The organism is Clostridium sp. AF32-12BH (assembly GCF_003477935.1).
Classification (GTDB): domain Bacteria; phylum Bacillota; class Clostridia; order Lachnospirales; family Lachnospiraceae; genus Brotaphodocola.
The window spans coordinates 225,068-238,443 of the sequence record NZ_QUEH01000001.1; the positions used below are offsets into that span (position 1 = coordinate 225,068).

Genomic DNA, 13,376 nt, shown 5'->3' on the forward strand with positions numbered 1-13,376 from the left:
GCACCGGGAGCATTTTCGCTCCCGGCGCTTTCTCTGTAATTCTTATGGTTGAAAACGATTCCATTACTTATCGTCTTCGCGTTTCTTGCTGACTGCCACGAATGCTGCGAGCATCATGCTGGACAGGAAGAGTACCAGTCCGCTTGCTCCACTCTGACCGGTCTTCGGAAGTGCCGCTAACGGAACGTCCTCATCGTCGATCACTAGCAGATCAGCTGCTCCATCTTCGTTCGGCAGGTTTGCTAACGGAACTGCATCCGGATCAATGGTTACGGTTGTTGCTCCCGGGCCACCGGACGGTGTAGAACCGTTGTCTCTCGGGCCAGAAGAACTTCCGCCGCCACCGCCAGAGGAGCTTCCGCCACCTCCGCCGCCGTTACCGCCGCCGTTACCGCCGCCATTGCTGTTGGCAGCCCACTGCGCGGTGTAAACAATGTCACCAGTTACTCTGGATTCAATGGTCTTATCCCAACCAGTGAATCTGTAGTTACCATTTGCAGTCTTGTCACCACTGAATCCCGGAGTCTGACTTCCGTAAGATACGGTGTAGGTCTGAGATTTGAAGGAACCATGATCACCAGGTGCGTAAGTTACCTTAAATACCTGTTTGTAGTAAACCTTCAGTACCAGGCTGTTGTCACCAGCAATTGTACCGCTCAGTACATTTGTTGCGTTCTGATCGAATACATAGCCGCTAGTCGGCAGATAAGTCTCTGCTGCTACAGTTGCCTTCGTATCAGTTGTACCTGCCAGAGTTTCGGTCTTGCTCGGAACTGTTGAATACTTGCCCTCATACTCGTAGTAAACTTCTACATTGTAGGTAGTTGCATCACTTGCAACGAAGTGAGCCGTAAACTCGGTATCCTGAGTAAAGCCTGCAGCCCTTATTGCTGCTACGTCTTTAAACTTAGCATTGGTTGCACTGCTCTGCTGAAGGATTCTGCTGAATACAGCTACAATGTTTGCAGATGCTTCTGATGGATTCTTAGAAGTCCAGTTTACAAACTTGTAACCAGCGTCAGGTGTTGCCACAATGTTTTCTGCAATTGGATAAGCAGGAGCAGTTGTACTGAATTTCTTATCACCCTCATATCTGGTTACAACTTCTTTCAGCATACCAGTTACTGTTCCGTGATCATCTGCGACATAGGTAAATACAATCTGATATTTATCTGCAATTCCATCCGGCTTATTCGGATTGGTTGGATTTTCCGGATTGGTACCGAGTTCATCCAGTGCATAATAAACATCAACATTATTCTTTGTTGCAACATCCGTCACAATTGCTGTTTTGCCTGCGCCCTGCGTATTTCCAAATACCACCTTATCCAATACGAAATTATGGTCTTTTCCATCAATCGCATACTTTTTCGGTGAAGTCGTATTATATGGAATTACTGACTCAAACTCAGCTAAAACATTTTTAACAGAATCATCTGCGTAAATCTCATTGCCCTTTGCATCTTCGTAATGGTATGTTACGAAATACGGGTATGAATTCTTAACAAATGAACCGGTTAACTCAACATCTTCTGCCGGCATATTAAATGTGCTTCCTGCATTGGATGTTCCACGATTCCAACCATTGAATGAATAACCCTTAATTTCTGGTGTCTCTTCTACATTCACCGGCTGATTCTTTACATACTCTGCAGTGACAGGTACCTGAGGTGCATTCGACGGAATAATAGAACCTACATATTTGTAAGTTACTTTATACTTCTGCACTTTGATGTTTTCTCTTGTCCACTCGCCAGTTACCAAAACATCTCTTTCTCCCATAACTCCGTTATTAGGATCGTTCCATGTTCCAAGTGTATACTTCGCATTTCTGTTTCCATACCCGTCATGCGTATATACCGCGATTTTCTCTTGGCTTCTATTAATCTGGTACGGCTGACCCTTTACCAAACCATTAATACCGGTCGGAAGCTCTGGTACAACTGCGACATCTGCTTCATCATATAATGTTGCATTCTCTGGCAGACCACTCCACTGGTAGCTTACATTGTGCTGAGCCACGCTTGTTTCTTCAAATTTCCAGTTACCTTTAATCTCAAGATTTTTCTGGATTCTTCCTGGCTGAGTGTCCCATCCGCTAAACGTATAAACACCATTCACATTGTGATATCGATCATACGAATTCACGGTGTAGTCTTTTCCATAAGTAATATCTACCTCATACGTCTCATTATTCTTATAGCTGTGGTTATCGTTCGGTAATGTCACTCCATCCGGCACAGTTCCTGTCCAGCTATATACAATGCGGTATTCCGGTACATTTACCACTTCTGAAGTCCAGATACCAGTTACCAGAACATTGCTTTCTCCCATAACACCATTATTAGGATCATTCCATGCTCCAAGTGTATACTTTGCATTCTTATTTCCAAACTCATCATGCGTATATACTACGGTTCCCGGCATTGTTGTATCAATGCTATAACTCTCACCAGTTTTCAATTTAGTGATATCGCTTGGTAAAGCAGGAGTTACTACATTTCCCTGTCCGTCATACAAGGTCACACCCGTTGGCAAACCAGTCCAATCATAACTTACTTTATGTTCACCAACATACTTCGCATAAAATGTAGTATTTTCATTAACTACGTAAGTGTTAAAATCAACTGGATCACCTGTCAGTTCCGGATTGGTATACCAACCATCAAATTCATACCAAACACCGTTTACCTGCTTTCTTGCCGGATAGCTTCCAGTAGGTCTCGGTGCGATTGAACCTGTAGCAACAATCTTATTATCTTCCGGTGCACGGTAAACATTGTCTGTACTAGCATCTTTCAATCTGTAAGAAACCGTAACAACGGTTTTTACCTTCATTTCAATGATACAGTCAACATGATGATCCGGATGCGTTCCGTTGTTTCTTGAAATCTTATATGGAACAAGATAAATTGCTTCCACATCATCTTTGCTATTAATCGTTACCCCTGCGTTTTCTGCAGCCTGATCCTTGAATTTCTCATAAATTTCATTCCAGGTTGTCGTATTTCGAGTTAATTCCAGTTTACCATCCGCAGTTTTTGTACCATAACCAGATGGCCACTCTTCAACACGATTACCTGCATTGAAGATATTTTTATTGTCCGTCCATACAGCTCCTGTTTCATTTGCAAGACCTGTTCCAAGATTACTGCTCCATTCACTTGTATTATTGGAATCCGGTGTTTTTGTTGGATCCTTCAAATGATAAAACTGTGCTGTCACATATCCCGTACCTACTGAGATAGTTGCTTCGTCCAACACCTGTCCACGTGAATTTTTTAATCGGAGTGTAACAATACCAGTTTTATTGTATGTTGTGATTGTAGTTGCATTATAATACCAATTATATCGAGTATTAGCTCCAACTCTTAAAATACTCGTATCAGAAGATTCCCATGTATACCAAGAATCATACGAATAATTATCAGAATAAATAGTTTTACTACTATTCTTACCAACAAGCATTTCTTCTAATGGCACTGCGTGTGTATTGCCACTGCCAGCAATCGCATAAATCGTAAAGTGCTCTGCCTTAAATCCAACTTCTTCTACCACAGTTCCCTCTACGTTCTGCTCGCCGACAGTCTCCAGCTTCAGTTCACTTGCTTCTGCCTCGGCTGCATTGTCTGCGCTCAGCTTGGTTGCGCTGGTATCCTCTACTGCTACGATCTCGACCTTATCAGAAGCCTCGGTCATTTCCTGGATCGGAGCACCGGTGAAGGTTACGTCTACATAGCCACTCTCGGACCAGCTGTTGCTGAGTTTCTTCCCATTATAAAGGAGATTGATATCGTATGCTAATACGCTGTGAACGGTTGTGCCCTCGGTCTCGCTGTCCATCTTCTCTTTGATGGTATCGCCCAGAGCATCGGTCACTTCGGTTACGGAAAGTTCGGTGCCTTCCGGAAGGATGCCTTCCTCTGCGTGCAGGCTGATGGTAACGCCATCGCTGCTCACATAAGATGCGTTGAATTCCGGATGTGCCACGCCGTCAATCTCTTCCAGGGTTGCAACAATTTCCAGATCCTCGGTTACTTCTGCTACGGCATAGACATGCTCGTACTTTGTAAGGTTGGATGCGCTTGCTACGCCTGCTGCATCGACTTCTTCTACATCTTCACCGTTTGCGGTTACGCTGGTGATCTCGTAGCCTACCTGCGGGTCTACTGCAAAGTACAGGGTCTCGCCCTCGTTTACGGTGTGTGCGCCTTTGATGGTTGCTGTGCCTACCGGATCTACGGAGTAATCTACGCTGTACTGGCCCTCTACTGCTGCCTCACCTGTCAGGTCCTCAGCCTTTACCACATACGCTCTTGCATTTGCGCTGCCCCAGATGGTTACGGTGTTGTATGCCTTACCATTCAGCTCGCCTGCCAGTTCAATGGAGTCATCCTCCAGGAACTGCTCGTCGTTGTCAAAACCAATATTCTCGCTGCCGTCGTTGTCTGCCGGCTCTTCTCCGTTTGTTTCATCCGGAGCGGTAACGTCTTCAGTCGGAGCCTCAGTCTCATCGGTGAGCTCGCCGTCTGTCTCATCGGCTGCGGTGGTCTCGTCTGCCTGAGTCTCGTCTGCAATGGTTTCCTCCGTGCTGTCATCAGCAACGGTTTCTTCTGCGGTAGTCTCTACAGGAGCCTCAGTTTCTTTTTCCGGCTCCTCTGCTTCGGTCTCTTCCTCAGCGTCTGCTGCCGGAGCTTCCCCTGCTGCTTCTGCGCTGGTGCTTACACGGAATACCTTCTTTGCGGAGATGGATGCGCTTGCGCTTCCCTCTTCCGGAGTAAGTTCAATTTCTTTCTCAGCCTCGTCTGCTGCCGGTGCCTCTGCCTCGGTTTCCGGCTCAGTCTCTGCTTCGGTCTCGGCTGCTTCGGAGGTTTCTGTCTCAGCAGCTTTCTCTGCGCCGGTGGTCTCCTCTGCCTCGCCGTTCTCGGAAGCGTTTTCGCTCTCGGTTACGTCTGCTTCGGTCTCGGCTGCTTCGGTTTCGTCAGAAGTGCTCTCGGATTCAGATGTTTCGCCTTCCGGCTTTACAACCTCTGCCTGCGGCTTCTTTTCATCGTCCACCATGGTGGTGCCGCTGTAGTCTTCCGCGTTCTCCACGCCCTCTGCATCTTCGATGTTGGTGGTGTTCGGATTTACGGTGACACGTGCAGTTTCATATCCACTTACGTTTGCGCGGAAGGTGACTGCCATGTCGCTCTCGTTGATGAACAGGAATACCACATCGTCGGTGCCTGCGTTGTAGAATACCTGCAGATCTGTATGCTCTGTCGCATAACTGCTGTCGATATCTACATCGAGCTGATACACCTTTCCGGCCTTGCTTCCTATCAGCTTTTCATAGGAAGTCTTAAGGCTCTTTTGTTTTGCTTTCAGCTCCAGAGATGAAAAATCGAACACATCTCCACTTTCCAGAGCTGCGCTGATCGCATCCTCAAGTTCGCTGCTGTTAAGCAGGAACAGAGAGCTTTCTTCTTCGCCTGCCGCAAATGCTACGGTCAGGTTGGTGCCAAAGTTGGTCACAACCATGGCTACCGTCAGCATAAACGCCACGATGCGTTTATACTCGTGCCTGAGCATTTTTCTCAGGCCCAATGTTTTCGCTTCGAGTCCTTTCATACTTCTCTCTCCTTTTCCCTTAAATTTGACTATCTGAAGGTGAATAATAGTAAAAATCAGACAATGGTTTCATTGTCATTTTTAGTATACGCTGCCAGGCGTTACATGAACTGTTACTTTCTGCATTTTTCCTGACTTTTTTTCACAAAAATCAGTTTTCCCAGTCTGCCTGTGCGGCACGTTCCTGAGCCTGCGTTTCCAGTTCCTTGACGTTCTTTCCCATGTTCTTTTTTAAGCTGTCCCCGTTTACCGCCATGGCCGGTCTGCAGGCATAGTATACATCGATTTTCCGGCGGCGGTTGACGTTGTGGAAGTTTTTGCATACACGGTCTGCCGCGATCTTGCAGCCTTTCTGGTCGGTGCTGGTCACCAGGACCAGGAACTGGTTTTTGCCGTAGCGGGTATACAGATCGGAGCGGCGGACTGACCGGATAATGGAACGTTCCAGCCGCTGCCGTACTTCTTCCAGCTGCTCAGAGGATTCCAGCGGTTCTCCTTCCCGGTCGATGAGGGTAAAGAGTACCAGATGCGCCCTGGTATCTTCACGTCCCAGTACCCAGACAATATAACGGTAAATATCAATGAACGTCAGGTAATCGCACCGGGTTGCGCCAAATACATTCGGATCCGGTCTTAAGTGCTGCTGGATCTCATCGAGGTTGTTCATCTCGTACTGGATCATATTGCGGATGGCGCGGTAATGTTCCATCATCTCTTCCGACATGCTGATGCCGTACTCCTGTTGGGATTCCTGCGCGATCTGTTCGTAATACTCGACCGCTGTCTGATACTCCTTCATGGCGGTCAGGCATTCCAGTTTGACCAGCTGCCACTCCTCATACGGATAACGGCTCAAAGCCTGCTCACAGTACGGGAGCAGTTCCGTGTAACGATTCTGTTTTTTCAGCAGCCGGGTCAGTTCGCGCAGCACCTTAAAATAAAGCTCCTGATACTTCCAGTTTGCGGCAGAAACCCATTCATCCGCGATCATGAGCGGCAGGAACTCTCCTTTATAGAGGGCACAGGCTTCTTCCAGCAACGCGATCTCCTTCATCGGATCTTTTTCTTCCAGAGCTGCCATCACCTGCTTCTGGAAGATTTCCACATCCAGTTCCACATCGACATGATCCGCTGTCCACATGTATATGCCGCCTCTGGTGGAAATATACTCCCCATCCGGAAGTCCGGCCGCTACCAGGCTCTTTCTCAAACGGAAGATCATGGCGCGCAGGGAATTGGCTGCCTGCTCTGTGTCGCTGTCCCCATAAAGCTGCTCCAAAAGTCTGGTCCGGCGGATCCCCTCCCCGCGGCTGTAGATCAGAAGCATTAGAAGATGAAGCATTTTGCTGCTGAGACTCTTTCCCAAAAGGATCGGCTGTCCCTGATAGGTCATACTGAAGCCCCCGAGCATCTGGATATAGATCACATTCGGATCGTTCTGTGGTCTCTGCCATTTGGATGCCGTGGCTTCTTCCCTGTTTTCATCCTCTGTTTCATTTTCTGTCATTTCTGCCATTGCATTCTCGTTCTTGTTTTCCGTTATTTTCTCTGCCGTCTGGCGGTCTGTTTCCGTTACTTCTATGTTCAACCGGTCAAGGTCTTTTGTCTTTTTCATAATGTTCCCCTCCTTTTCCTTCAATATAGCGCGCAATTCCAGACGATGCAAGCACTTCGCCAGAATTGGTCAAACTTCGGCAAAATTGGTCATATTTTTGATGCAAGAAAGAATGTGCCTTGGCACATTCCCGCGCCGAGGCGCGGTTGCCGAGGCAACCATCTACCCTTGCGCCGAGTGCGCATCCCCGCGGAGCGTTTTTGTTTCATAGGACGCACTTTCCTATGAAATAAAAACGCCCGGCAGTTTTTCTCCTGCCGGGCATGTCTTTTTGTTATTCGCTGATGATTATGCCAGTTCTTCCTGCTGACTTTCCAGTGCCGCACTCTCGTATTTATCAAGAATAATGGTCTGGATCATATCGCGGGTTCCTGAATTGATCGGATGAGCGATATCGCGGTACTCACCATCTGCAGCCTTGCGGCTCGGCATGGCAATGAACAACCCTTTCTCTCCTTCGATGACTTTAATGTCGTGAACGACAAATTCGTTATCTATGGTAATAGAAACGATTGCCTTCATTTTCCCTTCTTTTTCAATCTTTCTCACTCTCACATCTGTTATCTGCATGTGGAAACCCTCCCCCGATTTTGCACGGTCACTGCAGGCAGGTTTCAATGCCTGTCCAGGTCAACCGGCTGTGTGTTTGATCATGTCACTACGATGTCTGCATTCTGTTCTGTGTCAGTCGCATGTCTGCACAGACAGTTCGTCTACAAAGTATAGCGCTCGTTTTTCTCAATAACGATCTTAATATCCTCCGGAGTACCGATGTACGTGGTATTTGCACGAATGGTATCCCGGCTCTCTACGATACAGTTTTCAATGACGGTATTGTCGCCAATGTAAACATCGTTCAAAATAATGGAATTCTTGATCACACAATTGTTTCCGATATATGCTTTCTTAAACAGAATTGAGTTTTCAACGGTTCCGTTAATGATGGAGCCGCTGGAGATCAGGCTGTTTTTCACCAGGGCACCCGGGTTATACTTGGCAGGCGGAAGGTCGTCCACCTTGGAGTATACATCTGGATATTCTTTGAAGAAGTAGTTGCGCACTTCCGGTTTTAAGAAGTCCATGTTGGTCTTGTAATAGGAATCTACGGAAGCGATGTTGCTCCAGTAGGTGTCCAGTTTGTATGCGTAGATACGTTTTAAGTTCTTATAACGTACCAGAATATCGCGTACAAAATCCACACGGTCTTCTGCTGCGCAGCGCTCGATGAGTTCGATGAGCTGGCGTCTGCGGACAACGTAAATACCGCAGGAAATGGTGTTGGATGTGGAAACCATAGGCTTCTCGTCGAAGTCGATGATGCGGCCGTCATCGTTCAGCTTTACCTGACCGAAGCGGGTGACATCTTCTGTCTCCGGCATATCCTTGCAGACTACGGTAATGTCTGCTTTCTTTTCGATGTGATATTCCAGAACCTTGTTGTAGTCCAGCTTGTAGATACCGTCGCCGGCAGCAATGACCACATAAGGCTCATGGCTGTTCTTTAAAAAGGTAAGATTTTGATAAAGGGCATCTGCGGTGCCGCGGTACCAGTCACTGTTCTCTGCGGTGATGGTCGGAGTGAATACATAAAGTCCGCCCTGTTTTCTTCCGAAATCCCACCACTTGGAGGAGCTTAAATGCTCGTTTAAGGAACGGGAGTTGTACTGGGTAAACACCGCCACGTTCTGGATATGGGAGTTGCTCATGTTGCTGAGCGCAAAGTCAATGCTGCGGTAGCTGCCTGCAACCGGCATTGCGGAAATCGCACGTTTGTTGGATAATTCCCGCATTCTCTTACTGTTTCCGCCTGCTAATACAATACCAATCGCTTTCATCGTACGCCACCTGCCTTTATAATGTAGTCTCCGCTTGCCAGTGCTCCGTCGGTATAGTCCTCCGGAGTGGTGACGCCGGAAATTGCGGTATTCTTACCAATTTTTACATGATCCGGGATCACGCTGTGCTCACCGATGGTAACCAGGTCGAACTGGTAAACCTTCTGGTCATATTTACTCGGTGCGTACTCGCCAACACCAAGCTCAGCGCCTTCGCCCACTGTGGTATCTTCTGCGACGATGGCCTTGTTCACTTTTGCGCCTGCCTTAATCACACAGTCACGCATGATGATGGAATCGTGTACCTCTGCCCCCGGCTCAATGGTAACGCCTGCGCCGATGACGGAATTGGTAATAGTTCCATGTACCTCGGTTCCCTCGCCGATGATGCTGCGCTCAATGACTGCGTCTGCCGCTACATACTGCGGCGGGATGATGTCGCTCTTGGTGTAGATCTTCCAGTATTCCTCATAGAGGTTGAACTCCGGAATAATATCGATCAGCTCCATGTTTGCTTCCCAGTAAGAGCCTAAGGTACCGACGTCCTTCCAGTAACCGTTGTACTCGTAAGCGAAGATGCGTTCGCCCTTTCCGTGGCAGTACGGGATGACATGCTTACCAAAGTCACAGCCCGGCTCCTCGGACATAGCGATGAGTGCTTCCTTTAATGCCGGCCAGCTGAATATGTAGATACCCATGGAAGCCAGGTTGCTGCGCGGATGCGCCGGCTTCTCCTCAAACTCGGTGATACGGTTATTGTCGTCGGTGATCACGATACCAAAGCGGCTTGCCTCTTCGATCGGCACCGGCATACATGCGATGGTGACATCTGCGTTGTTTGCTTTATGATATTCCAGCATAACCTCGTAATCCATCTTATAGATGTGGTCGCCGGAAAGAATCAGAACATAATCCGGATTGTAGCTTTCCATATACTCCAGGTTCTGATAAATCGCGTTTGCAGTACCGGTATACCAGTCGCTGCCTTTGCTGCGCTCGTATGGTGGAAGAATGGTAACTCCTCCGACATTACGGTCTAAGTCCCACGGAATGCCAATTCCGATGTGACTATTCAGACGTAATGGCTGATACTGTGTTAAAACGCCAACTGTGTCAACGCCAGAATTGATACAGTTGCTGAGTGGAAAATCGATGATTCTGTATTTGCCGCCAAACGACACTGCCGGTTTCGCGACTTTTTGTGTTAATACCCCAAGGCGGCTGCCCTGTCCCCCTGCCAAAAGCATGGCAATCATTTCCTTTTTAATCACGTTATCACCTCGCTGTAGTGTTTTCTTGTATCTACCATTATAACACACATTTCAGAAATAGTGAACAAATAATTGTATTATTTTCAATAATTTTTGTACATTTTCCGACACTTTTTGTGTTATTTCGAGCATTGTCTATATATGGTAGCTGGTAAAAAATATAACACTATTTCTGCGATTGGCCGGGCCACTTTGCAAAACGGTGCTTCCAGCTTGCTGCATCTGTACGTGGGGCATGCCCGGCGGCACCTGCAAAATGCCTGTATTTCGATAATTTTTCTTGAATCACTTAATAAAATGAAGTATAATCTTGATTAAGTGTGGAAATCATTCCATAAATATCTGTTAAAACAGGAAAACACAGGGATTCATCGAAGAATCTGCTGCGAAAAGAACACAGATCAAAGGAGAAGCATCATGAATTTAGTTACTGTAAGAGAACTGTATAAGAACCGGGAGGCTTACCTCGACAAAGAAGTTTCCATCGGCGGCTGGGTGCGCAGCGTGCGTGCTTCCAAAGCGTTTGGCTTTATCGTAGTCAGCGACGGAACCTATTTTGAGACCCTTCAGGTCGTTTATCATGACAATATGGCAAACTTTGCTGAGATCAGCAAATTAAACGTAGGCGCTGCCATCATCGTAAAAGGCACCCTGGTTGCTACCCCGGAGGCAAAGCAGCCGTTCGAGATCCAGGCGGCTGAGGTTACCGTAGAGGGTCCGTCCGCACCGGACTACCCTCTTCAGAAAAAGCGCCACACCCTGGAGTACCTGCGTACCATCACCCATCTGCGTCCGCGCACCAACACATTCCAGGCTGTATTCCGCGTGCGTTCCCTGATCGCATACGCCATTCACCAGTACTTCCAGGAGCGTGACTTCGTATACGTTCACACCCCACTTATTACCGGAAGTGACTGCGAGGGTGCCGGCGAGATGTTCCAGGTAACCACCATGGATTTAAACAATGTTCCGAAGAACGAAGACGGTTCTGTTGACTACACTCAGGACTTCTTCGGCAAACCAACCAACTTAACTGTAAGCGGCCAGTTAAACGGCGAGACCTACGCTATGGCATTCCGCAACATCTACACCTTCGGGCCGACCTTCCGTGCTGAGAATTCCAACACCACCCGCCACGCTGCCGAGTTCTGGATGATCGAGCCGGAGATGGCATTCGCTGATCTGGACGACAACATGGAAGTTGCAGAAGGCATGTTAAAATATGTCATCCGCTATGTGCTGGAGCACGCTCCGGAGGAGATGGCATTCTTCAATAACTTCATCGACAAGGGTCTGTTAGACCGTCTGAACAATGTTGTAAATTCCGAGTTCGGCCGCATCACCTACACCGACGCGGTGAAGATCCTGGAAGAGCACAACGACCAGTTTGACTACAAGGTATCCTGGGGCTGCGACCTTCAGACCGAGCATGAGCGCTTCCTGACCGAGCAGATCTTCAAGAAACCGGTATTCGTGACCGACTACCCGAAGGAGATCAAAGCCTTCTACATGAAGATGAACCCGGACGGAAAGACCGTCGCTGCAGTAGACTGCCTGGTACCGGGCATCGGCGAGATCATCGGCGGCAGCCAGCGTGAGGATGACTTAGAGAAGTTAAGCGCACGTATGAAAGAGCTTGGTCTGAAGGAAGAAGATTACAGCTTCTACCTTGACCTGCGCAAATACGGTTCCGCACGCCATGCAGGTTTCGGTCTTGGCTTTGAGCGCTGCGTGATGTACTTAACCGGCATGGGCAACATCCGTGACGTGATCCCGTTCCCGAGAACCGTTGGAAACTGCGATCTGTAAATTTTGAAAATCAATGCGGGTATACTGCGCAGGACGAACTGCCGGCATACCCGCATTCTATTATAGTGCATATCAGGAAGGCGCCATGGCACACTTGCTATCGCACCGCATATCATGGAGGCGCCAGCAGCGCATCCGCTGATCAACAAGGAGAATCCCATGAAATTTATTCACATTGCCGATGTCCACTGGGGCATGAACCCGGACAGTGACCGGCCCTGGAACCGCGAGCGGGCCCAGGCCATTCACGACAGCTTTGCTGAGGTCGTACGACAGGCCAAGCTGCGGGACGCGGACTTTCTCTTTATTGCAGGAGATCTGTTTCACCGTCAGCCGCTCCTGCGCGATTTAAAAGAAGTCAATTATCTCTTTTCCACGATTCCCGGTGTGAAGATTGTCATCATCGCCGGAAATCATGACCGCATCCGCTTAAATTCCGCACTCATGAGTTTTACCTGGTGTCCCAATGTTACCTTCCTCATGTCTGAGGAGCTGAGCTCTGTCTATTTTCCAGATTTCAATCTGGAGGTACACGGATTTTCCTACTACACGGCTGAGATCAATGAAGCCCGCTTAAACGGCATCAAAGCGCCGGATGATTCCCGCATCCATGTACTGCTGGCACACGGCGGCGATGCTTCCCATCTTCCGCTCGACAAGGGCAGTCTCGCCCGCACTGGTTTTGCCTACACGGCACTTGGGCACATCCATAAGCCGGAACTTGCACCGGATTTTTCCTACGCATATCCTGGTTCCTTAGAGCCGCTTGACAAAACTGAGACCGGTCCGCACGGCATGGTAGTCGGCGAGATCCAGCCCGCCTCCGGCCAGGTCATCTCCCTGGAGTTTGTCCCGGTAAGCCGCGTCCAGTACATTCCGCTGGTCGTCCATGTCACTCCGGCTACCACGAATGCCGAGCTTTGTGACCGCATCACAGATGCCGTAAAAGAACGCGGACTGGAAAACATTTACCGTTTCCGCATCCGCGGCATGCGCGACCCGGACATTGTCTTTGACTTAGAACCACTGGAGCGCCGCCTGCAGATTGTGGAGGCGGTCGATGAATCGGAGCCGCAGTACGATTTCTGCCAGCTCTTTGCAGAACATCCAAGCGACATGATCGGTTTTTATATCCAGGCATTTCAAAAGGATGATCCCAGTCCGGTTGAAAAAAAGGCGCTGTACTACGGGATCGATGCCCTGCTTCGCACCAAAGACGAGAGGAGTTAGACT

At 48.5% G+C, this 13,376-nt stretch carries 7 protein-coding genes; 2 read left to right on the top strand and 5 right to left on the bottom strand.

Going from position 1 to position 13,376, the window contains the following annotated elements; translation table 11 throughout:
- Positions 1-63: 63 nt before the first annotated feature.
- From DWZ40_RS01090 to DWZ40_RS01110, 5 genes are all read right to left on the bottom strand, one after another.
- Positions 64-5,613 carry a doubled motif LPXTG anchor domain-containing protein gene (locus DWZ40_RS01090; protein WP_118540298.1) on the bottom strand — a complete coding sequence of 1,850 codons (5,550 nt, stop codon included), beginning with the start codon at positions 5,611-5,613 and terminating at the stop codon, positions 64-66.
- A 151-nt stretch (positions 5,614-5,764) separates the two neighbouring features.
- Positions 5,765-7,228: a BTAD domain-containing putative transcriptional regulator gene (locus tag DWZ40_RS01095; RefSeq protein WP_118540299.1), complete on the bottom strand. Its 1,464-nt coding sequence runs from the start codon at positions 7,226-7,228 to the stop codon at positions 5,765-5,767.
- A 288-nt stretch (positions 7,229-7,516) separates the two neighbouring features.
- Positions 7,517-7,798 carry a septation regulator SpoVG gene (gene spoVG, locus DWZ40_RS01100; RefSeq protein WP_118540300.1) on the bottom strand — a complete coding sequence of 94 codons (282 nt, stop codon included), beginning with the start codon at positions 7,796-7,798 and terminating at the stop codon, positions 7,517-7,519.
- 143 nt (positions 7,799-7,941) lie between these two features.
- The gene (gene glgD / locus DWZ40_RS01105; RefSeq protein ID WP_118540301.1) at positions 7,942-9,063 is read right to left on the bottom strand and encodes a glucose-1-phosphate adenylyltransferase subunit GlgD; all 1,122 of its coding nucleotides are present in this window, start codon (positions 9,061-9,063) and stop codon (positions 7,942-7,944) included.
- Positions 9,060-10,334, bottom strand: coding sequence for a glucose-1-phosphate adenylyltransferase (locus DWZ40_RS01110; RefSeq protein WP_118540302.1), 1,275 nt, complete (start codon positions 10,332-10,334; stop codon positions 9,060-9,062). Before DWZ40_RS01110 ends, glgD begins: the two co-directional genes overlap by 4 nt.
- Positions 10,335-10,751: 417 nt before the next feature.
- Between DWZ40_RS01110 and asnS the strand changes: the two genes are divergently transcribed.
- Together asnS and DWZ40_RS01120 are read left to right on the top strand one after the other, a co-directional pair.
- Positions 10,752-12,143: an asparagine--tRNA ligase gene (gene asnS / locus DWZ40_RS01115; protein WP_118540303.1), complete on the top strand. Its 1,392-nt coding sequence runs from the start codon at positions 10,752-10,754 to the stop codon at positions 12,141-12,143.
- Between the two features lie 159 nt (positions 12,144-12,302).
- Positions 12,303-13,373: a metallophosphoesterase gene (locus tag DWZ40_RS01120; protein WP_118540390.1), complete on the top strand. Its 1,071-nt coding sequence runs from the start codon at positions 12,303-12,305 to the stop codon at positions 13,371-13,373.
- Positions 13,374-13,376: the final 3 nt, after the last annotated feature.